The 24,295-nt window shown below is 68.8% G+C and carries 31 protein-coding genes and 1 tRNA gene; 19 read left to right on the plus strand and 13 right to left on the minus strand.

Annotation, left to right across the window (positions count from 1 at the left end; genetic code table 11):
* Positions 1–96: 96 nt before the first annotated feature.
* Positions 97–171, minus strand: a tRNA-Gly gene (locus tag VNS22_RS22755).
* A 169-nt stretch (positions 172–340) separates the two neighbouring features.
* On the opposite strand from VNS22_RS22755, the gene trxA reads away from it, so the two are divergent.
* The 14 genes from trxA (at position 341) to VNS22_RS22825 (ending at position 10,351) form a co-directional block, all read left to right on the plus strand.
* Positions 341–1,279, plus strand: coding sequence for a thioredoxin (gene trxA / locus VNS22_RS22760; RefSeq protein ID WP_325736565.1), 939 nt, complete (start codon positions 341–343; stop codon positions 1,277–1,279).
* Positions 1,279–1,929, plus strand: coding sequence for an LON peptidase substrate-binding domain-containing protein (locus VNS22_RS22765; RefSeq protein ID WP_325736566.1), 651 nt, complete (start codon positions 1,279–1,281; stop codon positions 1,927–1,929). The genes trxA and VNS22_RS22765 overlap by 1 nt, the downstream gene beginning before the upstream one ends.
* A gap of 19 nt (positions 1,930–1,948) precedes the next feature.
* Positions 1,949–2,197, plus strand: coding sequence for a Trm112 family protein (locus VNS22_RS22770; protein WP_325736568.1), 249 nt, complete (start codon positions 1,949–1,951; stop codon positions 2,195–2,197).
* Entirely contained in the window at positions 2,194–2,550 is a 357-nt protein-coding gene (locus VNS22_RS22775; protein WP_325736570.1) for a DUF971 domain-containing protein, read from the plus strand. Before VNS22_RS22770 ends, VNS22_RS22775 begins: the two co-directional genes overlap by 4 nt.
* 50 nt (positions 2,551–2,600) lie before the next feature.
* On the plus strand, positions 2,601–3,761 hold the full coding sequence (locus VNS22_RS22780) for an MFS transporter (RefSeq protein WP_325736571.1): 1,161 nt from the start codon (positions 2,601–2,603) through the stop codon (positions 3,759–3,761).
* On the plus strand, positions 3,761–4,573 hold the full coding sequence (locus VNS22_RS22785) for a glutathione S-transferase family protein (protein WP_325736573.1): 813 nt from the start codon (positions 3,761–3,763) through the stop codon (positions 4,571–4,573). The genes VNS22_RS22780 and VNS22_RS22785 overlap by 1 nt, the downstream gene beginning before the upstream one ends.
* Before the next feature lie 12 nt (positions 4,574–4,585).
* A complete protein-coding gene (locus tag VNS22_RS22790) occupies positions 4,586–5,335 on the plus strand; it encodes a gamma-glutamyl-gamma-aminobutyrate hydrolase family protein (RefSeq protein WP_325736575.1) in 750 nt (249 codons plus the stop codon).
* On the plus strand, positions 5,332–6,099 hold the full coding sequence (locus tag VNS22_RS22795) for a pseudouridine synthase (RefSeq protein ID WP_325736577.1): 768 nt from the start codon (positions 5,332–5,334) through the stop codon (positions 6,097–6,099). The genes VNS22_RS22790 and VNS22_RS22795 overlap by 4 nt, the downstream gene beginning before the upstream one ends.
* Positions 6,096–6,650: a 16S rRNA (guanine(966)-N(2))-methyltransferase RsmD gene (rsmD, locus tag VNS22_RS22800; protein WP_325736579.1), complete on the plus strand. Its 555-nt coding sequence runs from the start codon at positions 6,096–6,098 to the stop codon at positions 6,648–6,650. Before VNS22_RS22795 ends, rsmD begins: the two co-directional genes overlap by 4 nt.
* Positions 6,647–7,633, plus strand: coding sequence for a M23 family metallopeptidase (locus VNS22_RS22805; protein WP_325736581.1), 987 nt, complete (start codon positions 6,647–6,649; stop codon positions 7,631–7,633). The genes rsmD and VNS22_RS22805 overlap by 4 nt, the downstream gene beginning before the upstream one ends.
* A 60-nt stretch (positions 7,634–7,693) precedes the next feature.
* A complete protein-coding gene (locus tag VNS22_RS22810; protein ID WP_325736583.1) occupies positions 7,694–8,200 on the plus strand; it encodes a hypothetical protein in 507 nt (168 codons plus the stop codon).
* A gap of 75 nt (positions 8,201–8,275) precedes the next feature.
* Positions 8,276–8,824 (plus strand): 2,4'-dihydroxyacetophenone dioxygenase family protein, encoded by a 549-nt coding sequence (locus VNS22_RS22815; RefSeq protein ID WP_325736584.1) that lies wholly within the window; start codon positions 8,276–8,278, stop codon positions 8,822–8,824.
* Positions 8,802–9,557 (plus strand): SDR family NAD(P)-dependent oxidoreductase, encoded by a 756-nt coding sequence (locus VNS22_RS22820; protein ID WP_325736586.1) that lies wholly within the window; start codon positions 8,802–8,804, stop codon positions 9,555–9,557. Before VNS22_RS22815 ends, VNS22_RS22820 begins: the two co-directional genes overlap by 23 nt.
* Entirely contained in the window at positions 9,557–10,351 is a 795-nt protein-coding gene (locus VNS22_RS22825; RefSeq protein WP_325736588.1) for an IclR family transcriptional regulator, read from the plus strand. Before VNS22_RS22820 ends, VNS22_RS22825 begins: the two co-directional genes overlap by 1 nt.
* 59 nt (positions 10,352–10,410) lie before the next feature.
* Here VNS22_RS22825 and VNS22_RS22830 read toward each other — a convergent pair whose 3' ends face one another.
* From VNS22_RS22830 to VNS22_RS22855, 6 genes are all read right to left on the minus strand, one after another.
* A complete protein-coding gene (locus tag VNS22_RS22830; RefSeq protein WP_325736590.1) occupies positions 10,411–10,746 on the minus strand; it encodes a tRNA-binding protein in 336 nt (111 codons plus the stop codon).
* An 86-nt stretch (positions 10,747–10,832) separates the two neighbouring features.
* Positions 10,833–11,348 (minus strand): phasin family protein, encoded by a 516-nt coding sequence (locus tag VNS22_RS22835; RefSeq protein ID WP_325736592.1) that lies wholly within the window; start codon positions 11,346–11,348, stop codon positions 10,833–10,835.
* A gap of 281 nt (positions 11,349–11,629) precedes the next feature.
* Positions 11,630–12,265 carry a hypothetical protein gene (locus VNS22_RS22840; protein ID WP_325736594.1) on the minus strand — a complete coding sequence of 212 codons (636 nt, stop codon included), beginning with the start codon at positions 12,263–12,265 and terminating at the stop codon, positions 11,630–11,632.
* 28 nt (positions 12,266–12,293) lie between these two features.
* On the minus strand, positions 12,294–13,121 hold the full coding sequence (proC, locus tag VNS22_RS22845) for a pyrroline-5-carboxylate reductase (protein WP_325736596.1): 828 nt from the start codon (positions 13,119–13,121) through the stop codon (positions 12,294–12,296).
* On the minus strand, positions 13,118–13,621 hold the full coding sequence (locus VNS22_RS22850) for a YbjN domain-containing protein (protein ID WP_325736622.1): 504 nt from the start codon (positions 13,619–13,621) through the stop codon (positions 13,118–13,120). Before VNS22_RS22850 ends, proC begins: the two co-directional genes overlap by 4 nt.
* 144 nt (positions 13,622–13,765) lie before the next feature.
* Complete coding sequence (locus VNS22_RS22855) at positions 13,766–14,041, minus strand: accessory factor UbiK family protein (protein WP_325736598.1); 276 nt, start codon at positions 14,039–14,041, stop codon at positions 13,766–13,768.
* Positions 14,042–14,198: 157 nt separating this feature from the next.
* Here VNS22_RS22855 and lgt point away from each other — a divergent pair, with 157 nt between their 5' ends.
* From lgt to VNS22_RS22875, 4 genes are read left to right on the plus strand one after another with little or no spacing between them, the layout of a single operon-like run.
* A complete protein-coding gene (gene lgt / locus VNS22_RS22860; protein WP_325736600.1) occupies positions 14,199–15,008 on the plus strand; it encodes a prolipoprotein diacylglyceryl transferase in 810 nt (269 codons plus the stop codon).
* Entirely contained in the window at positions 15,005–16,108 is a 1,104-nt protein-coding gene (locus tag VNS22_RS22865) for a class I SAM-dependent methyltransferase (protein ID WP_325736602.1), read from the plus strand. The genes lgt and VNS22_RS22865 overlap by 4 nt, the downstream gene beginning before the upstream one ends.
* Positions 16,105–16,863, plus strand: a complete 759-nt coding sequence (gene pgeF, locus VNS22_RS22870; RefSeq protein WP_325736604.1) for a peptidoglycan editing factor PgeF — start codon at positions 16,105–16,107, stop codon at positions 16,861–16,863. The genes VNS22_RS22865 and pgeF overlap by 4 nt, the downstream gene beginning before the upstream one ends.
* 57 nt (positions 16,864–16,920) lie before the next feature.
* A complete protein-coding gene (locus VNS22_RS22875) occupies positions 16,921–17,394 on the plus strand; it encodes a VOC family protein (RefSeq protein WP_325736606.1) in 474 nt (157 codons plus the stop codon).
* Positions 17,395–17,433: 39 nt separating this feature from the next.
* Here the strand turns inward: VNS22_RS22875 and VNS22_RS22880 are convergent, their stop codons facing one another.
* From VNS22_RS22880 to VNS22_RS22895, 4 genes are all read right to left on the minus strand, one after another.
* On the minus strand, positions 17,434–18,384 hold the full coding sequence (locus VNS22_RS22880) for a hypothetical protein (protein ID WP_325736608.1): 951 nt from the start codon (positions 18,382–18,384) through the stop codon (positions 17,434–17,436).
* A 187-nt stretch (positions 18,385–18,571) separates the two neighbouring features.
* Positions 18,572–19,381, minus strand: a complete 810-nt coding sequence (locus tag VNS22_RS22885; RefSeq protein ID WP_325736610.1) for an ABC transporter permease — start codon at positions 19,379–19,381, stop codon at positions 18,572–18,574.
* Positions 19,378–20,160 carry an ABC transporter ATP-binding protein gene (locus tag VNS22_RS22890; RefSeq protein WP_325736612.1) on the minus strand — a complete coding sequence of 261 codons (783 nt, stop codon included), beginning with the start codon at positions 20,158–20,160 and terminating at the stop codon, positions 19,378–19,380. The genes VNS22_RS22885 and VNS22_RS22890 overlap by 4 nt, the downstream gene beginning before the upstream one ends.
* Positions 20,157–21,164: a TAXI family TRAP transporter solute-binding subunit gene (locus VNS22_RS22895; protein WP_325736614.1), complete on the minus strand. Its 1,008-nt coding sequence runs from the start codon at positions 21,162–21,164 to the stop codon at positions 20,157–20,159. Before VNS22_RS22895 ends, VNS22_RS22890 begins: the two co-directional genes overlap by 4 nt.
* 197 nt (positions 21,165–21,361) lie before the next feature.
* Here VNS22_RS22895 and ald point away from each other — a divergent pair, with 197 nt between their 5' ends.
* Positions 21,362–22,474, plus strand: coding sequence for an alanine dehydrogenase (ald, locus tag VNS22_RS22900; RefSeq protein WP_325736616.1), 1,113 nt, complete (start codon positions 21,362–21,364; stop codon positions 22,472–22,474).
* 294 nt (positions 22,475–22,768) lie between these two features.
* On the opposite strand, the gene VNS22_RS22905 is transcribed toward ald, so the two are convergent.
* Positions 22,769–23,548, minus strand: a complete 780-nt coding sequence (locus VNS22_RS22905) for a type II toxin-antitoxin system death-on-curing family toxin (protein WP_325736618.1) — start codon at positions 23,546–23,548, stop codon at positions 22,769–22,771.
* Positions 23,549–23,673: 125 nt separating this feature from the next.
* A complete protein-coding gene (locus VNS22_RS28430; RefSeq protein ID WP_349261873.1) occupies positions 23,674–23,913 on the minus strand; it encodes a BrnA antitoxin family protein in 240 nt (79 codons plus the stop codon).
* Positions 23,914–24,295 lie beyond the last annotated feature (382 nt).

Below are 24,295 nucleotides of genomic sequence, written 5' to 3' on the forward strand. Positions count from 1 at the left end.
GGCCTGCGACAACGACAGATGAAGGAAAGCAGCCACCAAGCAGCCGGCACGGCTTCCGCCGCGTCACATGAACCGTCGGTGGTCCGGGAAAGATAATGGAGCGGGCGAAGGGATTCGAACCCTCGACCCCAACCTTGGCAAGGTTGTGCTCTACCCCTGAGCTACGCCCGCGTCCTTGGGTGGCGCGGTGATTAGACGGAAAATCCGGGGCCTGCAAGCCCTTCTTCGCACCGAATGCGGAACCCTTGTATCGCCTCCTGGACGCCGCCATCTTCCAGGGGCGCGGCAGGGGCATAACCCGTTGCCGTCGATTCTCGGTTCCCTTCCCTGGTGAGGCGTCATGGCGTTGTTCGGCACCGGTACGGCTCCGGCTCCCGCACAAGCAAGCGGCGACGACTGGATCGTCGAAGGCAGCATCGCGACCTTCGCCAAGGACGTCATCCAGTCGCCCGTGCCGGTCCTGGTCGACTTCTGGGCGACCTGGTGCGGTCCCTGCAAGCAGCTCACCCCCACGCTGGAGAAGGTGGTCCGTGCCGCCCGCGGCAAGGTGCGGCTGGTCAAGATCGACATCGACAAGAATCCGGAGCTGGCCCAGCAGTTTCGCATCCAGTCGGTGCCCACCGTCTATGCCTTCGTCGGCGGCCAGCCGGTCACCGGCTTCCAGGGCGCCCAGCCGGAGAGCCAGATCAAGGCGCTGGTCGACCAGCTCCTGAAGATGGCGGGCGGTGCCGCCGGTGCTGCCGGCGGCGAGGACGAGGTGCAGGTGGCGCTCGCCGAGGCCAAGTCCATGGCCGAGGCGGGCGACGTGCAGGGTGCCGCTGCTCTCTACAGCCAGATCCTCCAGCTTGAGCCGGAGAATGCCGCGGCGCTGGGCGGGCTCGCCCGCAGCATGGTGACGCTCGGCGACTTCGCCAGCGCGGAAGAGGTGCTGGGCCAGGTCCCGGCATCGCTCACCAACAATGCCGAGATCACCGGGGCCAAGGCCGCGCTGGCGCTGGCCAAGGAATCGGGCGAGCTCGGTGATCCGGTGGCGCTGGCCGCCAGGGTCGAGGCCGATCCCGACGATCATGACGCGCGTTGCAAGCTGGCGACGCTGATGTTCCTGCGCGGCCAGGTCGAGCAGGCGATGGACCAGCTCCTGACCGTGATCCGCCGCGACCGCGCCTGGGAGGACGAACGCGCCCGCAAGCAGCTCGTGAAGTTCTTCGACGTGCTGGGCCTGCAGCATCCCGCCACGCTCAAGGGCCGCCGGCAGCTGAGTTCGGTGCTGTTCTCCTGATGGCGCTGTCGGTCGAGAGCCTGCCGGTCCACTTCCCGGTGTTTCCCCTCACCGGCGCTCTCCTGCTGCCGGGCGGCAACCTGCCGCTCAACATCTTCGAGCCGCGCTATCTCGCGATGGTCCGCGACGCCATGCAGACCCACAAGATCATCGGCATGGTCCAGCCCCGCCCCGACCAGGAGCACGAGCCGACGCCGCAGATCTACGGGATCGGCTGTGCCGGGCGGATCACCCATTTCGAGGAAACCGACGACGGCCGCTTCCTGATCGCGCTCACCGGCGTGTGCCGGTTCGACGTGGTCGAGGAGCTGGACTGCGGCACGCCGTACCGGCAGGTGCGCGCCGACTTCAACCGCTGGATGGGCGACCTGGAGCCGGTCGAGCCCTCGGGTGCCTTGCGCACCGAGCTCCTGGAGGCGCTCAGGCAGTTCCTGGACGCCCACGAGCTGTCCGCCGAATGGTCCGGCATCGAGCAGGCGCCGATGTCGGGGCTCGTCACCTCGCTCGCGATGATCTGCCCGTTCGAGCCGTCGGAGAAGCAGGCCCTGCTGGAAGCGCCCGACCTCAATCGGCAGACCGAGATCCTGACCGCACTCATGCAGATGGATGCGCGCACCACGCCCGGCGGCGCGCCCACCCAGATGCACTGACCAAGAAGGCCCGCTTCCGATGCCCGTGGCCCCCGTACCCCCGCCCCAGCCGGCCGCAGCGCCGGTGGATCCGCAGCTCCTGGCGATCCTGGTCTGCCCGCTCACCAAGTCGCCGCTGCGTTACGACCGTGCCGCTGGCGAGCTGATCAGCGACAAGGCCGGCCTGGCCTTCCCGATCCGCGACGGCATCCCGATCATGCTGGTCGACGAGGCCCGGCGGATCGACGACGACCCGCACCCGCCGGTCCCGCCCGGGCTGCGGCCATGAGTGCTGGCCCCTGGCCGGTCGAGATCCGCGTCACCCCCGGTGCCCGGGCCATCGAGGTCGATTTCGACGACGGGCGCAGCTTCCTCCTGCCGGCCGAATATCTGCGGGTGGAGAGCCCGTCGGCGGAAGTGCAGGGCCACGGTCCCAGCCAGAAGGTGATCGTGCCGGGCAAGCGTGAGGTGACGATCACCGGGGTCGACCCGGTCGGCAACTACGCGGTCCGGCTGGTCTTCTCCGACGGCCACACCACCGGGATCTACGCCTGGCCGGTGCTCTACCGCTTAGGGGTGGAGCAGGATCGGCTCTGGCCGGCCTATCTGGAGGCACTGGCCGCCCGCGGCCTGTCGCGCTGACCCCTGCCGGCAAAGCGAGCGCCGCGCTCGACCCCCGGCTGGCCCGGGCGGTGCTCTGGCAGACCTTCCTGGTCCAGGTGCTGGCGGCCTTCGCCATCTTCACCGTCCCGGTGCTGGCGACCGAGATCGCGGCGGATCTCGGCCTGGAGCCGGCGGTGGCCGGCCTCTACACCGCGACCCTGTTCGCCGGCGCCATCCTGGGCTCGGCCCTGGCCGGTGCGGTCAGCCGGCAGGTCGGTGCCTTCGCCGCCAGCCTGGGCTCGATCCTCCTGATCTCGGCCGGCATCGCCCTGCTCGCCGCCGGCCGGTTCTGGCTGCTGGCGCCCGCCGTCCTGCTGGCCGGCTTCGGCTATGGCCTGGTCAACCCGACCGCGTCCGCCCTGCTGGTCCGGGTGACGCCGCCCGAGCGGCGCGGCTGGGTATTCTCGGTCAAGCAGACCGGGGTGCCGATCGGCACGGCACTGGGCGGCTTCGTGGCGCCGCCACTCGCCCACGCGCTGGGCTGGCAGGCGACCCTGCTCGGCATCGCCGCGGCGGGGGTGCTGATGGTCGTCCCGTTTGCGGGCGAAGCCCTGCGCAGCCTCAAGGCGGAACGGTCGACGGGCCATGGTCCGGCCGGTGGGGTCCAGCTCCTGCAACGCCACCGCCAGCTCCTGGTGCTGGCGATGGGCTCCTTCGCGCTGGCGGCCCTGCAGCTCTGCCTGACGACCTTCCTCACCGCTCATCTCGTGCTGAACGGCGGCCTGTCCCTGGTCCAGGCCGGCCAGGTGTTCGCCTGCTCGCAGATCGGCGGGGCGGTGGCCAGGCCGCTCTGGGGCAAGCTCGCCGACCGGACCGGCCGGGCCGGCCGGACGCTCTGCCTGATCGGCGTGCTGGGCTCGATCATGGGCCTCCTGACCGCTTTCGTCACACCGGGCTGGCCGCTATTCGCCATGATCCTGGTCTGGACCGGGTTTGGCGCCACCTCGCTCGCCTGGAACGGCGTGTTCTTCGCCGAGATCGTCCGGATCGTCCGGCCGGACGAGGCGGCTGCCGCCACCGGCGGCGCCCAGCTCTTCACCTATAGCGGCATCGTGACGGGCCCGCTCCTGTTCGCCCTGGTGGCCTCGCTTGCCGGCGGGTTCGGCCCCGCCTACGCTGCGCTCGCCGCCGTGGCCCTGCCGGGTGCGGTCGCGATCGGTGCGATGGTGGGATCTGGCAGGCGCGGGTGATGTCGGACGAGGCGGTGGCGGAGAATCAGCCGGAAGCTGCGGTGCGCACCCCGGCGGCACTCCATTCGCCGCTGGTCCTGGTCCAGTTTCCGCCGGTCTGGGGGCGCAACTTCAGCCCGTTCACCCTCAAGCTCGAGACTTGGCTGCGCCTGGCCCGCATCCCTTACACGGTGCGCTACCAGCGCAACCCCGGCTTCTCGCCCAAGGGCAAGCTGCCCTATGTCATCGAGAACAGCCGGCGGATCGGCGACAGCGGCCTGATCATCGAGCATCTGAAGCGCAGCCGGCTGATCGACCCGGATGCCTGGCTGGATGCGCGCCAGCTGGCCGAGAGCCTGGCCCTGCAGCGCCTGTTTGAGGAGCATCTCTACGGCATCCTGGTCTACTCCCGGTGGATCGATCCGGAAGGCTGGGCGGCGATGCACCAGGTGAACCGGGGCCTGTTCCCGCCGCCGGTGCACTTGCTGGCAGGACCGCTGCTGCGCCGGAAGATGCGCCGGGCCCTGTATCGTCACGGCATCGGCCGGCATTCGCAGCGCGAGATCTACGCCATGGCGCGCGCGGACCTGGCCGCCATATCGATCATGCTGGGCTCCAGACGCTTCTTCATGGGCGAGCAGACCTCGACCATCGACGCGGTGGCCTACGGCTTCCTCGCCAATATCCTGCTGGTCCCGCTGGACACGGAGCTGCGCCGGATCGCCGAGGACTTCCCGAACCTGCGCCGGTTCTGCGAGCGGATCGACCAGGGCCTGGAGCGCGCCTCCTTGCGGGACGAGGCCGATGCGGCGCATATCCCGGCCGGTGCCTGATCGGGATTTTCCATGACCGCTGCTTCGCGCCGCCCGCTGATCGGGCTGACCCTGGATGCCGAGCCCGCCGGCGGCTGGTCCAAATTGCCCTGGTACGCGCTGCGCCAGAACTATTTCTCGGCCGTGAGCGAAGCCGGGGGCCTGCCCGTGGCCCTGCCGCACGAGCCGGAGCTCGCTCTGCACTACGCCCAGACCCTGGACGGGCTGGTGGTTACCGGCGGCGCCTTCGATGTCGACCCGGCCCTCTATGGCGCCGGATCAACCCATGCGACGGTGACCACCAAGGACCGGCGCACCCGGTTCGAGTGGGCCATCACCGAGGCGGCCCTCGCCCGCGACCTGCCGGTGCTGGGCATCTGCGGCGGCCAGCAGCTGCTCAACGTCGTCCTGGGCGGCACGCTGATCCAGCACATCCCCGATGCCGTGCCGGAAGCGCTCGCCCACGAGCAGCCGAACCCGCGCACCGAGCCCGGCCACGAGGTGGAGGTGCTGCCTGAGAGCCTCCTGCACCGGATCACCGGCACCACCACCCTGCCGGTCAACAGCGCGCATCATCAGGCGGTCGAGCAGCCCGCACCCGGCCTCCTGGTCAGCGGCCGCGCACCCGACGGGGTGGTCGAGGCGATCGAGGACCCGGAACGGCGCTTCCTCCTAGGGGTGCAGTGGCATCCGGAATACGCGATCTCGCCGGGCGACGGCTTGATCTTCCGCAGCTTCGTCGAGGCTGCCCGGGAGCGGCAGATGCGGGAGGAGGCCCGGTGAGCGACGTACCGGCGGGCGAGCGCATCGCCAAGCGGATCGCACGGGCCGGGGTGTGCTCACGACGCGATGCCGAGCGGCTGATCGCCGAGGGCAAGGTCGCGGTGAACGGCAAGGTCCTGTCCTCGCCGGCCCTCAATGTCGGCCCGGACGACTGGATCGTGGTGAACGGCCAGCCCCTGCCGGCCGCGGAGCCGACCAGGCTGTTCCGCTTCCACAAGCCGCGCGGCGTGCTCACCAGTGCCCGCGACCCCGAGGGCCGGCCGACCATCTACGACCGACTGCCACCGGGCCTGCCGCGGCTGGTCCCGGTCGGTCGGCTGGACATCGGCTCGGAAGGCCTGCTCCTGCTCACCAATGACGGCGAGCTCAAGCGCAAGCTGGAGCTGCCGTCCACCGGCTGGACCCGCCGCTACCGCGCCCGCGTCCACCGGCTGCCCGAGCCCGACCAGCTTGCCCGGCTGCTCGCCGGGATCACGGTGGACGGCATCACCTACGGGCCGATCCAGGTCACGATCGACCGGGAACAGGGCGACAATACCTGGATCATGGTGTCGTTGAAGGAAGGCAAGAACCGGGAGGTGCGACGGGTGATGGAGCATATCGGCCATCCGGTCAGCCGGCTGATCCGGGTGGCGTATGGCCCTTTCCAGCTGGGCCAGCTGCCGCGCGGCGAGGTCGAGGAGGTCAACCCGCGCGTGGTGCGCGAACAGCTGGGCGGCGATGCGCCGAAGCCCGTGCGCCGTGACCGGACGAGGCGGGCATGAGGATCATCGCCGGCCAGCATCGCGGCCGCCGCCTGGAGGAGTTTCCCGGCGACGCGGTCCGCCCGACCTCGGACCGCGCGCGCGAGGCCCTGTTCAGCATGCTGAACTCGCGCCAGGCCCTGCTCGATGCCACCGTGCTCGACCTGTTCTGCGGCACCGGCGCGCTCGGACTGGAGGCGCTGTCCCGGGGTGCCGCACATGTCACCTTCGTCGACAAGGACCCGGAGGCGCTGGCGATCACCAAGCGCAACGTCCAGGCCTGCAAGGAGACCGGCCGCAGCCGGATCCTGCGGGCGGATGCCGCGAAGCTGGGTGCCGCCGACCGACCCTACCGCCTGGTGCTGCTCGACCCGCCCTACGGCAAGGATCTCGTGGTGCCGACCGTCCACGCGCTGATGGCGGGCGGCTGGCTGGACACGGGCGTGCTGATCGTGGCGGAGATCGGGCGCAAGGAGGATCCGCCGGAGCTGGAGGGCTTCCATGCGGACGATGTGCGCCGCTATGGGGCCGCCAAGTTCGTGTTCTACGAACTGGGTGCGGCACCGGCATGAGGCGCCTGGCCTTCCTGGCGGCCCTGCTGCCGCTGACCGTCGGTCGGCCCGCCACTGCGCTGGAGCTCGACCTGCCGATCGCCTGCACACCCGGCACGGACTGCTGGATCGTCCATTATGTCGACCACGACCCGGGTCCGGCCGTGGCGGACAGTTTCTGCGGCCCGATGAGCTATGACGGCCATGACGGCATCGACTTCGCCGTGCGCGACGGGGCCGCCATGCGGGCCGGGGTCGAAGTGCTGGCCGCCGCGGACGGTGTGGTGGCGCGGGTGCGCGACGGGGTGCGCGACGTCGCGGTCGAGCAGGGCGGCAAGGAGCAGGTCGCCGACATCAACTGCGGCAACGGCATGGTCGTAGAGCACGCGGACGGCTGGGAGACGCAGTACTGCCATCTGCGCGAGGGCAGCGTGACCGTCCAGCCGGGCGACACCGTGCGGGCCGGGCAGAAGCTGGGCCTGGTCGGCCTGTCCGGCATGACCAGCTTCCCGCACCTCCATTTGAGCGTGCGCAAGGACGGCCAGAAGCTCGACCCGTTCCACGCCACCCCTCCGGAGGAGGCCTGCACGGTGTCGGGCACCTCGCTCTGGAGCCCGGATGCCGTCGAACGCATCGGCGCCTATCAGCCGCTGGCGCTCAGCGTGCTGGGTATCGCGGATGGCCCGGTCACCAGCGAGGCCGTCTGGGACGGCCGTGCGGAGGCCGCCCTGCTCACCTCCGACTCGCCGGCGGTCGTGGCGTTCCTGGGCGGCTATGCGCTGCGCCAGGGCGATCGGATCACCCTCACCCTGACCGATCCCAACGGCGGGGAGGTAGTCCGTCACGAGCAGGACCAGGCGCGCGACCAGGCCCGCACCATGCTGTTCGCCGGCCGCAAGCGCCCGCCCGAGGGCTGGCCCGCCGGAAGCTGGACTGCCCGCGCCGAGGTGGTCCGCGACGGGCAGACCTATCACCTGGAACGGCGCTTCGAGATCGCTCCGTAGGCCGGTCCCGAGAAGGACGCACCAGCCGGAACGCGCAGGGCCATGCGATGTTCGGTCGTCATGGCCACTCCCCCGACCTTCCATGGCTCCCGGTCGGCACTGGCCCGGGACGCGATCCTGTTCATCGCCCTGCTCGCGACGGCGCTGGCCCTGGGCGCTGCCCTGGCCCATGCCCTGGAGCTGCCCAACAAGATCGACCTGCCGCGCGACGAGTATTTCATCGTCCAGCAGGCCTACCGGGGCTGGGACAGGCTCGGCTATCTGCTGGCCGTCCAGCTTCTCGCGATGATCCTGACAGCACTGCTTTCGCGGCACGAACCGCGCGTCGTCGCGCTCGTCATCGTCGCAATCGCCGGCCTGCTGGCCGCCCAGGCGGTCTTCTGGATCTATACCTACCCCGCCAATGTCGCGACGGCGGACTGGACCAGGATGCCCGACGACTGGGAGCGCCTGCGCCGCACGTGGGAGTATTCGCATGCAGTTGGCGCTGGCTTCCAACTCCTGGCGATGTGCGCCCTGCTGCTGGCGGCGCTCGTCAGGCGACCGCTGCCCAGCCGGGCCGCTTGACAGCCTGACCTGCCGTGCAGACACTCACATGGTGGACGGAATGTCCACCATGTAGACAACACGGAAGAAGCTTCCATGTCGGACGCCACCGCACCGGGCGCAGGCCTCGATCCCGAAACCATCCGCCGGATGCCCTACCAGAAGCCGCAGCCGAGCGAGATTCTGCCCGATCTGGTCGTGCCGAACGCGGTCCCGGACGACGAGCGGATCTGGGTGCCGCAGGCCGAGAACGTCTGGTTCCGCCCGCTCTGCCTGAACCGGTCGTCCGGCTACTGGATGAACCTCCTGCGGGTACGCAAGTCCGGCATCCTCAGCCGCCACCGCCATCCCAACCCGGTCCATGCCTTCGTGATCAAGGGCAGCTGGCGCTACCTGGAGCATGACTGGGTCGCGACCGAGGGCTCCTATGCCTTCGAGCCGCCGGGCGAGACCCACACGCTGGTGGTCGACGAGGACGTCGAGGAGATGATCACCCTCTTCCAGGTGAACGGCTGCATGTACTACGTCGATCCCTGGGGCAACAATGTCGGCTTCGAGGACGTGTTCACCAAGATCGACATGTGCCGCAAGCACTACCGGGAAGTCGGGCTGGGCGAAGACTATGTCGACCGCTTCATCCGCTGAGGCGGGCCGGCGCGCCGGCTACGACCTGACCGGGCTCACGGCCGTCGTCACCGGCGGCTCGCGCGGCATTGGCCAGGCCATCACCCAGGGCCTGCGCGCCGCCGGCGCCAGTGTCCTGGTCTGGGACCGCGACCCGCCGGATGCGGCCGATCCCGACACGCTCGCCGTCGACATCACCGACCAGCCATCGATCGAGCAGGCGCTGGCCACGACCCTCCAGCGCTGCGGCCGTCTCGACATCCTGGTGAACAATGCCGGCTATGCCGGACCGACCGTGCCGGTCGAGGAATATCCCCAGGATGCGTGGCGGCGGATCGTCGACATCAACCTGACCGGCACCTTCCTGGTCTGTCAGGCGGCGGTGCCGGCGCTGCGGGCGAATGGCTGGGGCCGGATCGTCAACATCGCCTCGCTCGCCGGCAAGGAAGGCACGCCCAATGCCAGTGCCTACAGTGCCGCCAAGGCGGGGGTGCTGGCGCTCACCAAGTCGCTCGGCAAGGAGCTGGCCGGCAGCGGCGTGCTGGTGAACGCCGTGGCCCCCGCCGCCGTCCGCACCGCGATCCTGGAGCAGATGAGCCCGGCCCATGTGCAGACCATGATCGACAAATCGCCGCTGCGCCGCCTGGGCGAACCGGAGGAGGTGGCGGAACTGGTGCTCTGGCTGTGCTCGGCCAGCTGCAGCTTCAACACCGGGGCAGTGTTCGACCTGTCCGGCGGCCGCGCGACCTATTGATGGCCGCCGCCGACCCGTCGCAGGTGGGGGTCCCCGGCACCGCCGCCTTCGGCAAGTTCATGCGCGTGCTCCAGGCGATCGCCGATGCGCCGGGCGAGCATGGCGTGGCGGCGCTGGCCCGCCTCACCGGCCTGCCGCGGCCGACCGTGCACCGGATCGTGGCGGCGCTGGAGGCGGAGGGCCTGGTCACGCCAGCGATGGGCTCCAGCCGCTATGCGCTCGGCACCCGGCTGATGGCGCTCGCCTGGCAGAGCTGGGACCGGCTCGACCTGCGCCGCCTGGCCCGGCCGCATCTCCAGGCCCTGCGGAACCAGCTCGATGAGACCGTGCATCTCGCCCTGCCGGCCGGCGATGCCATGGTCTATGTCGACAAGCTGGAATCGCGGCAGGTGGTGCGGATGACCTCGCGGATCGGCACGCCCGTGCCCTTGCACTCGAGCTCGGTCGGCAAGGCCTGGCTGGCCGCCCTCCCGGAGGCCGAAGCGACAGCGCTGGCGGAACGCCTCGATTTGTCCGTCCGTACACCCCACACGATCCAGGGCCTGGCCCAGCTCATGGAGGAGGTCGGCCGCACCCGCCCCCGCGGGATCGCCATCGACCGGCAGGAGAACGAGCTGGACATCTGCTGCTATGGCCTGGCCATCCGCGGTCCCGACCGGCGGCCGCTCGGCTGCGTGAGCGTGAGCATGCCCCGCTACCGGTTCGAGGCGGCTCCGGCGGCCCCGATCGAAGCGGCCTTACGCGCCTGCGTGGCTGCGATCGCGGCCGAACTCGGCACGGTGCTGCCGGCCTAGATCCCTCAGCGGTATGGGTGCCGGGCATCTCTGAGCCGCTCTCCGCTCCCCGCGACCCCTCAGTAGAGCCGGCCGCCGTTCGGGACCGGCCGCTCGACGGCCACCAGCACCACCCGCCCCTCCGCGTCCGGGAAGCCCAGGACCAGCACCTCCGAGACCACCTTCGCGATCTGCCGCGGCGGGAAGTTGACCACGGCCGCCACCTGCCGGCCGACCAGCTCGTCGGCCTGATAAAGGTCGGCGATCTGCGCGGAGCTGGTCCTGGTGCCGATTTCCTCGCCGAAGTCGATCAGGAGCTTGTAGGCAGGCTTGCGCGCCGCGGCGTTGGGCTCGCAGCGCAGGATGGTGCCGACCCGGATGTCGACCTTGAGGAAGTCGTCGAAGCTGATCGTCACACCGCTGCCTTCCGCACGCAAAAAGAAAGGCGGCGTCCGGTGACCCGGTCGCCGCCTTGAGAGCGTTCGATAGGAAGGAAATGGAATCAAGCGGTCTTTTCGTAGGCCGACTTGATCTCCTCGATCTGCTCCAGCGCCCGCGCGTTCAGGAGCTGGAAGGCCTCGGACTGCGACTTGGTGACGACGTTGCCCAGGTCCTGGGCCTCCGCGATGATCTTCTCGAAAGCCTGCTTCGAGGCATCCACCTGCTTCTCGATGCCGGCCCGGCTGTCCTTCTCGGCCAGCAGGTTCTGCATGAGAGTGGTGGCCTCGGTGATGGTCTGCTGGAACAAGGCGAGCTGCCGCTGGAACACGGTCTGTGCACCGTCGACCATCGCCGCCTGCGCCTTGAGGAAGGCGCCGACATTCTTCTGGTGCTGGGCCAGCACCAGGTCGAACCGCGGCATCCCCTGGCCGAACGCCTGGTCCATGCCGAATTTGCCCGCGTCGAACTTGCTCGGGTCGAACCGGGCCGCATCGAAGCCGAAGCCCTTGGGGTCGAAGCCCAGCCGCTGCGCGAACTCGGTCTGCGCCTTGATCAGCTGGTCGAATATGTCCGCCATCGGATTGGCCGCCCCGGGCACCGCGTCAGCCGAAGCGCTGCCTGCCTTGATTGCATCGTCAGCCACTGGCTTGCCCTGCTCGGCTCTTGCCGCGGCGGTGTCCGTTCCTGCCGCGGCCTTGCCTCCGGTGGCAGGCTTGACGGTCTTCGGAGCACTTGGTTCGGCCATGACATCACCTTCCGCCAGAAGCTTCGTGCCGGTCAACTCGACGATGGCTCATCTCGCAGTGCGAAGGAGCTGCGTCAAGTTGATTGTGCGCCGCAGCAATGGTGGTCCGACGATCAGGCTGCCGCGACATCGGGAGCGACTGCCCGACGCCTGGGCATGAACCGGCACAGTCGCCGCGCCCCTTCCTCCAGCCGTGCCAACCCCTTGTCCAGCTCGGCCAGCAGACGGGCCTGCTCCGGATCATCATCCTGCAGCCAGATCCGGACCAGGCGCAGGTAGAGCAGGCTCACCCCGTTGTGTGCGAGGAGCAGGCCCGGCCTGCGGATGCCGGCGGCATCGATGATCTTGGCGACCCCGCGGGTCATGTTGCCGAGGCTCACCCCCGCCACTGCCAGATCGCCGCGGCTTTCCCTCGCCAGCCGGACGAGCACGTCCCGGTAGGGCTTCATCGCGTCGAAGCGCCGCATGATCAGCTCGAACAGCCGCTCGCGCACGCTCATGTCGTCCAGGTCGGCGGCCGCCAGTTCCAGCATGCGCTGGTCCAGACGTCGGCCCAGCCGGTCGAGCACCGCCACCCGGCTGGGGAACTGCCGGTACACCTCGCCCAGCGGCACGTTCAGCTCGCGGGCGAGCTCGACCAGGCTGAACGAGCGCCAGCCCGAGGCGGCGATCATGCCGAGTGCCGTATCGAGCGGGTCGCGCAACGTCGCCGGCTCCGCCTCGGGCGTGATCCTGGGTTTCCTGGCCATGTCCACTCCTTCCCGACCGGGAGGGCGGTCAGCCCAGCTCCACCGAGCGCCTGGCCGCCGCCGCGATCGCCTTGTCGAACAGATCCTGCATGCCACCTTCGGCCATCAGGACCGCCAGGGCTTCCTGGGTGGTCCCGTTCGGGCTGGTGACATTCTGGCGCAGCTGCGCCGCCGGCTCGGGCGCCAGGCGGGCGAGCTCACCGCTTCCTGAAACAGTGGTACGCGCCAGCCGCATTGCCAGATCTTCCGGCAGGCCCAGTTTCGCCCCGGACGCGGCCAGCGTCTCGATCAGCAGGAACACATAGGCCGGCCCACCGCCGGACATGGCGGTGACGACATGCATCAGCGCCTCGTCCGTGATCCAGTCGACCGTGCCGACAGCAGCCAGCATCTGCTCGGCGAGCTGGCGCTGGGCCTGGCTGACATTGGCGTTGGCGATCAGCACGCTGGCACCCCGGCCGACCGCCGCGGGCGTGTTGGGCATGGCGCGCACCACCGGCGTGGTCGCACCGAAATAGGATTCGTAGGCCCCGATGGTCTTGCCGGCCGCGACCGACAGGACCAGGGCACCCTTGCCGACCAGGGGCCGGAACGCGGGTGCCGCGGCATCCATCATCTGCGGCTTGACCGCCAGCACCACCACGTCCGGCCGGAGGTCGGCCGGCAGCTCCTCGGCCTTGAACACCCAGGTCACCCCGCGCGGCACGCCCGCCGTGGGTCCGGGCTCGACCACGAAGGCATTGGCGGGGGCCAGCCCCGCCGCGAGCCAGCCATGCAGCATGGCCGAGCCCATCTTGCCACAGCCCACCAGCAGCACCCTGGCCTCGGCCAGGGCATTCTGCCGCTCGCTGCTCAAGCCTCGCCCTCCGTTTCCAGCAACGCCGCCATCATCGCCTCGGCCGGCTTCTTGCCGCCCCAGACCACGAACTGGAAGGCCGGGAAGAACCGCTCGCACTCGCCGACCGAGATGTCGATCACGTCCTCGATCACTTCCAGCGACGGCAGGGCGCTCTCGCGCACCAGCATGCCGTGGCGGAACACCGGCAGATCCTCGTCCGACCACAGGTCGAAATGACCCAGCCACAGCTTCTCATTGGCGAGAGCCAGGAGCTGGCGGATCTGCTCGCGCTTCTTGGCCGGGACCTTGAGGTCGAGGGCCGTAGTGAAGTGCAGGATCCACAGGTCCGGGTTCCAGGTGACCATCACCTGGTAGCGGCACCATGACCCGGCGACCTCGACGGTCAGCTCGTCATCGTCCTTGCGCACGCAGTTCCACTCGCGCAGCTGGGCGAGATGCTCGATCATTTCCAGTGGGTTGGACGCGAGTTCGTCGTCTTCGGCCACTTCGGAGCGCATGATCGTCAATGGCTTCTCCTGACGATGGGGCCTTCCTGCGCTATGAGGACGGCCCGTGAAAAATCTGGGCGGCGGGCGCGCTCAGCCCCAGCATGCCCCAAGCGTTGCAGCGCAGCAACGCACAGACGGTCGCTTTTTCGCCCTTCAGTCGATTTCGGCGGCAGACGACTCCAGTTTTGCCACACGTTCCTCCAGGGTCGCGATACGTTCCATCAGCACGTCCTGTTCCTCGCGGGCTTTTTGCGCCATCGCCCGGATCGCGGCGACCTCGTCGGCGGTCGGCAGGTCCATGTCCGCCAGCATCCGCTCGACGCGCTCCTTCACGCGGGTCTCGATCTCTTCCTTGACCGCCCCGAACGTGCTCACCGCACCGCTCGCCACCTTGGCCAGATCGTCGAACAACCGGCTCGTGGTCTGCATGCCAACCTCCATCAGCGACGGTGCCATCCGAACCGCTATATGGGACTTCCCCTGACACGCGCAAAGCCTACCCTGTCTCAAGGTTGCGCGGGCGTGGCTTGAACGGGCCGGCCCGAGCCGCCATGACCGGATTGAACCCGCGCTGCCGGAACGAACCTTGCCGCCCCTGCTCGCCATCCCCTTCCCGCCGATCGACCCCGTGATCGTCCAGATCGGCCCGTTTGCGCTGCGCTGGTATGCGCTGGCCTATGTCGGCGGCCTGCTGCTCGGCTGGTTCCTGACCAAGCGGCTGGTCACCCGGCCCGGCTGGCGGATCACGCCCGAGGACGTCGACGACCTGCTGTTCTACATCACGCTGGGCGTGATCCTGGGCGGCCGGCTGGGCTACGTGCTGTTCTACAACCTGCCCGTCTATCTGGAGCATCCCGCACAGATCCTGATGGTCTGGGAGGGCGGCATGTCCTTCCATGGCGGACTGATCGGCGTGCTGGTGGCGATGGCGCTGTTCGCCCGCTCGCGCCGCGTACCCTTCCTGGACGTGGCGGATGCGATCGCCGCGGTCACACCTTTGGGCCTCCTGTTCGGCCGGATCGCCAACTTCATCAATGGCGAGCTCTATGGCCGGGTTACCGACCTGCCGTTCGGCGTGATCTTCCCCCATGGCGGCCCGCAGCCGCGCCATGCCAGCCAGCTCTACGAGGCCATCCTCGAGGGCCTGGTCCTGCTGGTGGTCGTCCAGTGGCTGGCACGCCGGCCGCGCCGGCCGGAGGAGCGCGGCCTGATCGGCGGGACCTTCCTGCTCGGCTACGGCATCGCCCGCTTCGTCGTCGAGTTCGCCCGCGAGCCCGACGCGCAGCTGGGCTATCTCCTGGGCGGGCTGACCATGGGCCAGCTCCTGTCGGTCCCGGTGGCCCTGGTCGGGCTCTGGCTGGTGCTGCGCACCCGGCGGGTGGCTAGCCCGGCATGAGCGGGCCGCTGCTCCAGCTCATGCGTCGCCGGATCGAGGCGGAGGGTCCGATCCGGCTGGACGAGTGGTGGCAGACCTGCCTCTACCATCCGGGCCACGGCTATTATGCGACCCGGGTGCCGATCGGTGCCGACTTCGTCACCGCCCCGGAAATCTCCCAGGTGTTCGGCGAGCTGGTGGGCCTGGCCCTGGTGCAGTGCTGGCTGGACCAGGGCAGCCCGGTGCCGGCACGGCTCGCCGAGATCGGGCCGGGCAAAGGCACCCTCATGGCCGATGCCTGGCGGGCGCTGGCGGTGGCGCCGCAGGCGCGGGACGCACTGGCGCCGGTGGCCCTGGTGGAGATCAGTGCTGCCCTGCGCAGCTTCCAGGCCAACCGCCTGCGCGGCCTGCCGGTCGAGTGGCACGACGCGCTGGAACACGTACCGGCGGACCGCCCGCTCTACCTGATCGCCAACGAGCTGTTCGACGCCCTGCCGATCCGCCAGTTCGTCCACCTGTCCGGCCACTGGTTCGAGCGTCGGGTCGGGATCAGCGGCAGCGGCCATCTCGGCCTGGTCCTGGAGACGAGGCCCTCGCCGCTGGGCCAGGTCATGCCGGATTGTCCGGACGGGGCGATCCACGAGATCTCGCCTGCGCGCGAGGCCATGGCGATCGCGATCGGGCGGCAGCTCGCGGCCTGCGGCGGTGCCGCCCTGCTGATCGATTATGGCGATGCCTATGAGGGGGCCACGGGCGACACGGTACAGGCGGTGCGGGGCCAGAAGAAGGTCCACGACCCGTTCGACCTGCCGGGCGAGATCGACCTGACCAGCCGGGTCGACTTCGCGCCGCTCATCCGCGCCTTCGCCGCGGCCGGCTGCCGGACGGCCGGCCCGGTGCCGCAGGGCGATTTCCTGCGCCGGCTCGGCGTCGAGCTGCGCACCGAGGCCCTGGCCCGGGGGCTGGACGAGGATCGGGCGAGCGACCTTTGGAGCCGCACGCGCCGCCTGGTCGATCCCAGCCGGATGGGGCGGACGTTCAAGGTGCTGGGCGTGGCGGCACCCGGCCAGGCGCTGCCGCCCGGGCTGGTCGACGAGGGAGGGACGGAAGCACACCGATGAGGATCACCACCGCACTGCTCGACGCCCAGCCCGGCATCCGCCACGGCTTCTTCGGCCGCCAGGGCGGGACCAGCGCGCCGCCCTATGACAGCCTCAACATGGCGCTGCGCACCGGCGACCGGCGGGAGAAGGTGCTGGCCAACCGGGCGATCGTCGCCGGCGCGCTGGAGGCCCGGGAGCTGGTGGTGGGCCGCCAGGTCCACGGCACCACGACGGTACGGGTCACCGCCCCCTGGCATCCGGACGAGGCGCCCGAGGCCGACGCGCTGGTCACCACGGTGCCAGGCCTCGCCATCGCGGTGACCACCGCCGACTGCGCCCCGGTCCTCCTGTGCGATGCCGAGGCAAGAGTGGTGGCGGCCGTCCATGCCGGCTGGAAGGGTGCCCTGTCCGGGATCATCGAGAGCGCCGTCACGGCGATGGCCCAGGCGGGTGCGGCGCCGGCCCGGATCGTGGCGGCGGTCGGCCCCTGCATCCAGCGCCGCTCCTACCAGGTGGGGCCGGAGTTCCAGGAGCGCTTCCATGCCGAGGACCCGGCCTCGGATGCCTGCTTCGTGACCGGCCGCGACGGCCGCCCCTATTTCGACCTGGAGGCCTATGTCTGCCTGCGCCTCGGCCGGGCCGGCCTGCGCCTAGTGCAGGCGTCCGGCCTGGACACGGCCACCCAGAAGGAGCGCTACTTCAGCTACCGGCGGACCACGCTCGCGGGCGGCGGTCCGTTCGGCACCCAGGCGAGCGCCATCCTCCTGGCCTGAGGGTCTGATCCCGACGGGAGGACGGGGCCGCGCGCACCCCGAGCAAAGGAACGCGCCATGGCGAAGAACAGGATCTGCCTCTGGTTCGACAAGGATGCCGAGGACGCCGCCCGCTTCTACGCGGCGACCTTTCCCGGCAGCGCGGTGCACGCCGTGCATCGTGCGCCCGGCGACTATCCCTCCGGCAAGGCCGGCGACGTGCTGACGGTCGACTTCACCGTCGCGGGCATTCCCTGCATTGGCCTGAACGGCGGCGCCACGTTCAAGCACAGCGAGGCCTTCTCGTTCCAGATCGCCACTGACGACCAGGAGGAGACCGACCGCTACTGGAATGCCATTGTCGGCAATGGCGGCCAGGAGAGCGCCTGTGGCTGGTGCAAGGACCGGTGGGGTATTTCCTGGCAGATCACGCCGCGCGTCCTGACCGAGGCGATGGCGGCGGGCGGCGACGAGGCGAAGCGCGCCTTCGCCGCCATGCTGGACATGCACAAGATCGACGTCGCCGCGATCGAGGCGGCACGGCGCGGCTGACGCACGTCCACCCGCTGCCGCGCCCGCCAGGCAATCGACCTAGTCCACCGCGCCCAGGTCGACGACGGCGATCCGCTGGTCCAGGTCGCCGCCCCAGGCGGCGGTGACGGTGATCGGGCAGGCGGCGATGTCGCGGGCCCCGGCCAGCCGATAGCGGCCATAGTGCTGGTTGGCGGGATCCCGGGTCACCGGCACCGGGACCTGCTGCTCTCCGGCTGCGGTCGCAAGCGTCAGTGTCACCTCCGGCAGGGCTTCCGGCAGTGGGGCGAAGGCCGCGGCATGGACCCAGCCCTGCACCTCCAGTTCGCCGCCCGCGGCTGTGGCATGGAGGCGGCAGCGCGCCCGGGTGATGCTGACCTCCGCGTTTGGCTGGACCGGCGCGCCGTCGCCCACCATCAGCCGATGGAAGTAGAAGCTGCGCGGGCCGTCCTTGCGCCGGTCGTCGTCATCGTCGTCATCATCATCATCATCGTCATGGTCGGTGGTGAAGTAGCCGGTCATGGTGACCATCATCCCGCGCGTCACCGAGGCCGGTGCGATCTCGAAGCCGTACAGGTTGCGATAGCCTTCGGCGGGCAGGAGGCCAGTACTGGGCCGCACCGGCAGGCCGTTGACCTCGAGCGGGCTGCCGGCCGCCGAGGTGACGAGCCCGGTGGCGGTGGCCAGATCGAGGCTGGCATAGGCGGACTCTGCCACCGGCGCGCCGTTGCCTTGAGCCAGCCGGATCACGACGGTGCTGTTGCGAAAGCCCTTCTTCCGCCCGGCCACGTCGTCCTTCAGCCGCTTGCCCGACACGCCGAACGCCGCCGGCGTGTCGACCAGCCCGCCCGGAAGCTGCACGGTCTGGCCCATGACCCTGATCGAGCGGTCCTCGATCTCGTCGGCGGGCCCCTGCAGCACGGGCCCGCCCGTGGACTGGGCCGCGGCCGGCAGGGCGCCGCACAGCAGCGTCAGCAAGAGCGCCGGCTTGCGAATCGGACGATGGACCATGGCTTCCCCCGGAAGACGAATGGCGGTCGGACTGGCACCATCCTATCGCGAGGAAGATCGATAGAAATTCATCAATAGTTACTGAGGATATATCGCAGTGACGCCGTCCAATATTACTTTTCCGGATAAATGATCTAGAAAGTTGCAGCGCGACAACCAAAGGATGTGTCACCGGCAGCCGGGCGGTTCACTCACCCGTCTGCAGGAGCTGGCCGCGCCGGCGCACGGAGCGGAACAGGGCCGTGTAGACCGAGGCGCCCAGCGCCAGCCAGAGGCAGAGCATGGCCAGAGCGTGGAGCAGCAGGCCCAGGTCGAAGCGGTGCTCGATCAGGACCGCGCGCATCCCCTCGAACACCGGGGCGGTCGGCAGGCACCAGGCGATCGCCTGCACCCAGCCCGGCAGGGTCTCGATCGGGTAGAACACGCCGGAAACCGGCTGGATCAGGAAGATCGCGGCCCAGGCCAGGCTCTCCGCCCCCATGCCCAGCCGCATCACCAGCCCGGCGATCATCAGGCCGATCGACCAGCCGAACGCCATCAGCACCGCCATGAACAGCACGGTCGACCAGCCGAGCACCCCGCCGATCCAGAAGCCGTGGATCGGGATGGCCAGGAGCGACGCCCCGCCCACTCCCAGCGCCACCCGGATCGTGGCGATCAGGAACACGGCCAGCACGTGCTCGTAGGGACGCAGCGGGCTGGTGTAGAGATGGCCGAAATGGCGGGAGTACATCTCCTCCAAAAAGCCCAGGCTGACGCCCAGCTGGCTGCGGAACAGCACGTCCCACAGCAGCACCGCGGACAGGAAGATCCCGGCGGCATTCGCCACCAGCGAGCTCTCCTCGGCCAGGAAGCGGGTGATGAAGCCCCACAGGATCACCTGCACGGTCGGCCAGTAGACCAAGTCCAGCATGCGCGGCCAGGATGCCGTGAGCAGGTACCAGTGGCGTCGGAACACGCCGCGGATCCGGCGCAGGGCCAGGCGGGCCGGGTTCATGCCGGGGCCGGGTCGCGGGCCCGCCCGCGCGCGATGTCCAGGAACACCTCCTCCAGATCGACTCGGCCGAAGCGCTCCAGCAGCTCCGCCGGCGAGCCCTCCGCCACCAGCCGCCCGGCCTTGAGCATCACCACGTGCTGCGCCAGCCGCTCGACCTCCGGCATGTTGTGCGAGGCGAGCAGCACGGCGGCACCGCGCTCGGCCTGGTAGTCCTGGAGCATGGTGCGCAGCCGGTCGGCCGTGTCCGGGTCGAGCGAGGCGGTGGGCTCGTCCAGCAGCAGGAGCTCCGGGCGGTTGATCAGCGCCTTGGCCAGCACGACCCGGGTCTTCTGCCCGGCCGAGAGCCGTCCGGTCGGGCGGTCGAGGAATGCCGCGAGATCCAGCCAGGCCGCGAGTTCGGCGATCCGCTCATGCGGAGCCGGCACCCCGTAGAGGTCGGCATAGACCAGGAGGTTCTGCCGCACGGTCAGGCGCAGCGGCAGGTCGACATAGGGCGAGGAGAAGTTCATCCGCGGCAGGAGCCGGTTGCGCGCCTTCGGCATCGGCAGGCCGAAAATCTCGATCGTCCCGGCACTCGGCGCCAGCAGCCCCAGCAGCATCGCGATCGTGGTGGTCTTGCCCGCACCGTTGGCGCCCAAGAGGGCGGTGGTCCGCCCGGCCGGGATGGCGAAGCTCAGGCCGTCGACGGCGACCACCTCGCCGTAGCGCTTGACCAGGCCCTCGACCCGGACGGCCGGGCCCTGGTTCACTGGACCCCGCACCACCGGGGTAGCGCTCACTGGACGAAGCCCTGCTCGCGATAGAATTCGGCGGCACCCGGGTGGACCGCGACCTCCATGCCGTCCAGCGCATGGGCGAGGCTGAGGTCGAGCAGCCGGGGGTGGACGTTGCGCAGGAAGGCCTGCGACTGCGGGTGCCAGAAGGCCTGGGTGATCCCGTAGACCAGCTCGTCCGGCACGTCGGCCGAGACCAGCCACAAGGCCCGCACGCCGATGGTGGGCGTGCCATAGGCGCCGACATAGGCGCCGGGCTGGATCGAGGTACGGACGAGGAACCGGGTGTCGCGGAGCAGCTGGTCGGCAGGGCCGCCGTCGATCGGGATGATCTGGGCGTCCAGCGAGGCCATCGCCTCCGACACCACCGCGGCGGGCGCGCCCGCGATCAGGAACATCGCCTCCAGCGAGCCCACCCGCATCCGGCCGAGTGCTTCCACCGCGTCGATCTCGACGAGCGTCACCTGCTCCGAGCCCAGCCCGAACGCGTCCAGCACCCGGCGGACGGTGACGGCGGTGCCCGAGCCCGGCGAACCGATCGCCACCCGCATGCCGCGCAGGTCGCGGATCGCGTGGATGCCGATGCCCGGCAGCGTCACGAGGTGCAGCGCCTCGTCGAACAGGGAGCACAGGCCGCGCAGCTTCTGGAAGGGCGGGCTGCCCTCGAACGGCCCGGTCGCGCTGGTGGCGAACCAGGCGACGTCGGCCTGGGCGAAGCCGCTCTCGACCTCGGCACTCTCGATCGCCTCGACATTCTCCACCGAACCGCGCGAGGACTGGACCAGCGCCACCAGCCCCTCCACGCCGCAGCCACCGCCCTGCTGGCACGGCCGCCCGCCCTCGGGTGCCCCGATCACGCCGGCGATCGCGGTGCCCACCGGGAAATAGGTGCTGGACGGGGCACCGGTCCTGATCCGGAAGAAGCTCGCCGCGCGGGCGTCAGGCGACACCAGGAGCGAGCCCGCGGCGGCACCGAGCGATCCCAACAGCAGGCGACGTGACAGTGACATCCGTCCCTCGCTAGGCCGGCGATGGCACCGAGATAGGTCCGGGCGCCCGGGCCTGCCAAGGTGAAACGCAGCACGCCGCTCCCGGTGCCGTCCGGCTGTGGCCTGCGTACCCGGCGCTCACCTGCTCCCGTGCGGCAACTGGCGCTCCGCGATCCTTCCGCCTAGCCTGCCGTGCCGCGAGAAAAGGGAGGCTGAGGATGCGGATCGGGGTCTCGAAGGAGATCAAGAGCCACGAGTACCGGGTGGGCCTGGTCCCTTCCAGCGTGCGCGAGCTGGTCCATCACGGCCACGAGGTGCTGGTGGAGACCGGGGCCGGGGCCGGGATCGGCTATGACGACGACGCCTACCGCAGCGCCGGGGCCAGGATCGTGCCGGACCCGGCCGAGCTGTTCGCCCGCGCCGCGATGATCGTGAAGGTGAAGGAGCCGCAGCCCGAGGAGTGCCGGATGCTGCGCGAGGGCCAGGTCCTGTTCACCTATCTGCACCTCGCCGCCGACCGTGCCCAGACCGAGGCGCTGCTGGCTTCGGGCGCGGTATGCATCGCCTATGAGACCGTCACCGACCGGCGCGGCCGCCTGCCGCTCCTTACCCCCATGTCGGAGGTGGCCGGGCGCATGTCGGTCCAGGTCGGCGCCCACTGCCTGGAAAAGGCGCAGGGCGGCTCCGGCACGCTCCTGGGCGGCGTGCCGGGCGTGCCGGCCGGCCGGGTGGTGATCCTGGGCGGCGGGGTGTCCGGAACCAACGCCGCCCGGATGGCGATGGGCATGGAGGCGGCGGTGACCGTGATCGACCGCTCGCTGGAGCGGCTCTACGAGCTCGACCTGCAGTTCGGCCCGACCCTCAACACCATCTTCTCGACCATCGACACGATCGAGCAGCACGTGACCGGAGCGGACCTGGTGATCGGGGCCGTGCTGGTGCCAGGCGCCACGGCGCCCAAGCTGATCACCCGGCAGATGATCCAGCGGATGAAGCCGGGCTCGGTGTTCGTCGACATCGCGATCGACCAGGGCGGCTGTGCCGAGACCTCCAGGCCCACCACCCATGCCGAGCCGACCTACCAGGTGGACGGCGTGATCCACTACTGCGTGACCAACATGCCAGGCGCCGTCGCGCGCACCTCGACCCATGCGCTCAACAACGCGACCCTGCCCTATGTGCTGGCGCTGGCCGACCGGGGCTGGCAGGCGGCGCTGGCCGAGGATCCCGGCCTGGCCGCCGGGCTGAACGTCCATTCCGGCAAGCTGACCCATGCGGCGGTGGCCTCGTCGCTCGGGCTGCCGTTCACGCCATGGCCCGGGCGGCCGTAAACGCGCAGCCTGCGCGGCTGAAGCACAGGGCGGTATCTAAATGCCCTAGTCCGCGCGGCTCGGCGGCGAGTGTCGCTCCCGGCGGGGCTGGATCACAAATCGCTTCAAGTACTGAAGTCGATGGACGGTCAGTTGTTCAATTTCCACTCCCAGTCTAAGCCCGCCGCGTCCGGCCAGGTAATCCGCAAGGCCCAGCGCCGCGCAGCCTGATGATGCGCCACCTTCCGCCTGGACGCCGGCTCTATCCCGATGGGGCACATCGAGCCAGGCACTGGAGCGGCTCATGCGGAATAACTACCGATCAGCCAAGCGACGCAGCGGTTCTTGATACTTGGCGGTCAATATATCTGCATCCCGAATTCCTTTAAAAAATTCCTCGTCAGTCACAGAGTTTATATAGTTCAAGCTGCATCTTTTTCTAATCTCTACAATTGTGTTTCTCGGAACTTGTTTAGCCCAAGAAGGAAAGGCAATTTGACACATGCGCTTGCCAGATTTAATATCTCTAATATCCGCAAAATTACTCTTGCTATTGTCTATGCAGTATCCAAATCCAAACAAAATCGTTTCAAGTTGCCTGTATGTTATAGTTGGACTTATTCTATCACACTTAACAGAATTTTCTCTAATGAATTTTCCAATGTTAAAAACATACGCATCTTGATCTAGACTTACATCTCCCCCTTCTCCCAACGACTTACTTTCCGCAACATCCACAGTAAATTCTTCCAAGGAATGCATGCTGATAGAAAGCCGACGACGAAATCTTTGTAAATGAAGTATCAAGCAAAGAAGGGCTGTTCTTTTGTTGGCATCAATAAATGCATGATTCTTAACTATCCCATAAAATAATGTTGCAGCAATATCGCAATTATCTTGATACTTTAGTATTCCCCCCCCCATACCAACCACCTGACGCGCTACCGCAGATTGCAGTAAATCTATACTCCTTAATCCTGGAGTGCTCATCCCTTCACCTATATCATCAAAAAAATCGGCTAGGACAAAGTGCGCATGAACCACGTCCGATACGCCTAGCGTCTTTTTATCTCGATATGGGTCACTTTCAATCATTCTCATTGTTCTTAAATATTCGCTTCTAATTTTTTCTTTCAATGTAGATTCTCAGGCTGAATTCTTGCGCCATTCGGAAGTACGGTGGTGTTTAGCAAAAATATCGTTAGAGTACTATGAGAATGTTACAATAGCCGTACAACCGCAGTATAGCTTTTACGCACCCACAGCCATTCGCGCAGCGCGTCGTTCATCCGGGTCTGCCAGCCACTCCCCTCCGCCCGGAACGCCGCCACCACGTCGGCATCCAGCCGCATGGTCACCGGGACCTTGCGGCCGCTGCCGGCGGGGCGGCCGGGCCCGCGGCTGAACGGCCCAAGGCGCGCGAACTCCTCGTCCGACAGCTCGTCCGTGTCGGGATCCATGGCAGTCGCAGCGTTGATGGCGGCGTCCTCGGCCTCAGTCGTGGCAGCAGCTTGCGCTTCATAGCGCCTGAACTCTCTCAGATCGGCCGGGCGCAGGCTGATGACGTGCAGGACGTCGTCGCGGTGGGTGAGCACGACGCAGTAGAGCCTGCCATCCGTGGGCGCGTAGCCGATCTCCCGCTACTCGCCATGGTCGCGCAGCTTGTCCGGCTTCACCAGCATCACGTCCCACGCCAGCCGCGCCGCCACTGGCTTGCCCAGTACCACCACCCTTTGCCTAGCCCTGCGTCGGCAGGGCCGGGACCGGCCCGGTCTGGGCCGCCGCCGCCTGCCGGTTCATCTCGGTGCGCTGGCGGACCAGCTCCAGCAGCTTCTGGCGCAG

This window comes from Geminicoccus sp. (assembly GCF_035556675.1).
Classification (GTDB): domain Bacteria; phylum Pseudomonadota; class Alphaproteobacteria; order Geminicoccales; family Geminicoccaceae; genus Geminicoccus.

Bases quoted from the DNA above. Each gene is read 5' to 3' on its own strand.
- trxA (WP_325736565.1), top strand. From the start codon at position 341: ATGGCGTTGTTCGGCACCGGTACGGCTCCGGCTCCCGCACAAGCAAGC.
- VNS22_RS22765 (WP_325736566.1), top strand. From the start codon at position 1,279: ATGGCGCTGTCGGTCGAGAGCCTGCCGGTCCACTTCCCGGTGTTTCCC.
- VNS22_RS22770 (WP_325736568.1), top strand. From the start codon at position 1,949: ATGCCCGTGGCCCCCGTACCCCCGCCCCAGCCGGCCGCAGCGCCGGTG.
- VNS22_RS22775 (WP_325736570.1), top strand. From the start codon at position 2,194: ATGAGTGCTGGCCCCTGGCCGGTCGAGATCCGCGTCACCCCCGGTGCC.
- VNS22_RS22785 (WP_325736573.1), top strand. From the start codon at position 3,761: ATGTCGGACGAGGCGGTGGCGGAGAATCAGCCGGAAGCTGCGGTGCGC.
- VNS22_RS22790 (WP_325736575.1), top strand. From the start codon at position 4,586: ATGACCGCTGCTTCGCGCCGCCCGCTGATCGGGCTGACCCTGGATGCC.
- rsmD (WP_325736579.1), top strand. From the start codon at position 6,096: ATGAGGATCATCGCCGGCCAGCATCGCGGCCGCCGCCTGGAGGAGTTT.
- VNS22_RS22805 (WP_325736581.1), top strand. From the start codon at position 6,647: ATGAGGCGCCTGGCCTTCCTGGCGGCCCTGCTGCCGCTGACCGTCGGT.
- VNS22_RS22810 (WP_325736583.1), top strand. From the start codon at position 7,694: ATGGCCACTCCCCCGACCTTCCATGGCTCCCGGTCGGCACTGGCCCGG.
- VNS22_RS22815 (WP_325736584.1), top strand. From the start codon at position 8,276: ATGTCGGACGCCACCGCACCGGGCGCAGGCCTCGATCCCGAAACCATC.
- VNS22_RS22820 (WP_325736586.1), top strand. From the start codon at position 8,802: ATGTCGACCGCTTCATCCGCTGAGGCGGGCCGGCGCGCCGGCTACGAC.
- VNS22_RS22825 (WP_325736588.1), top strand. From the start codon at position 9,557: ATGGCCGCCGCCGACCCGTCGCAGGTGGGGGTCCCCGGCACCGCCGCC.
- VNS22_RS22835 (WP_325736592.1), bottom strand. From the start codon at position 11,348: ATGGCGGACATATTCGACCAGCTGATCAAGGCGCAGACCGAGTTCGCG.
- VNS22_RS22840 (WP_325736594.1), bottom strand. From the start codon at position 12,265: ATGGCCAGGAAACCCAGGATCACGCCCGAGGCGGAGCCGGCGACGTTG.
- VNS22_RS22850 (WP_325736622.1), bottom strand. From the start codon at position 13,621: ATGCGCTCCGAAGTGGCCGAAGACGACGAACTCGCGTCCAACCCACTG.
- VNS22_RS22855 (WP_325736598.1), bottom strand. From the start codon at position 14,041: ATGCAGACCACGAGCCGGTTGTTCGACGATCTGGCCAAGGTGGCGAGC.
- VNS22_RS22865 (WP_325736602.1), top strand. From the start codon at position 15,005: ATGAGCGGGCCGCTGCTCCAGCTCATGCGTCGCCGGATCGAGGCGGAG.
- pgeF (WP_325736604.1), top strand. From the start codon at position 16,105: ATGAGGATCACCACCGCACTGCTCGACGCCCAGCCCGGCATCCGCCAC.
- VNS22_RS22875 (WP_325736606.1), top strand. From the start codon at position 16,921: ATGGCGAAGAACAGGATCTGCCTCTGGTTCGACAAGGATGCCGAGGAC.
- VNS22_RS22880 (WP_325736608.1), bottom strand. From the start codon at position 18,384: ATGGTCCATCGTCCGATTCGCAAGCCGGCGCTCTTGCTGACGCTGCTG.
- VNS22_RS22885 (WP_325736610.1), bottom strand. From the start codon at position 19,381: ATGAACCCGGCCCGCCTGGCCCTGCGCCGGATCCGCGGCGTGTTCCGA.
- VNS22_RS22895 (WP_325736614.1), bottom strand. From the start codon at position 21,164: ATGTCACTGTCACGTCGCCTGCTGTTGGGATCGCTCGGTGCCGCCGCG.
- ald (WP_325736616.1), top strand. From the start codon at position 21,362: ATGCGGATCGGGGTCTCGAAGGAGATCAAGAGCCACGAGTACCGGGTG.
- VNS22_RS22905 (WP_325736618.1), bottom strand. From the start codon at position 23,548: ATGATTGAAAGTGACCCATATCGAGATAAAAAGACGCTAGGCGTATCG.
- VNS22_RS28430 (WP_349261873.1), bottom strand. From the start codon at position 23,913: ATGGATCCCGACACGGACGAGCTGTCGGACGAGGAGTTCGCGCGCCTT.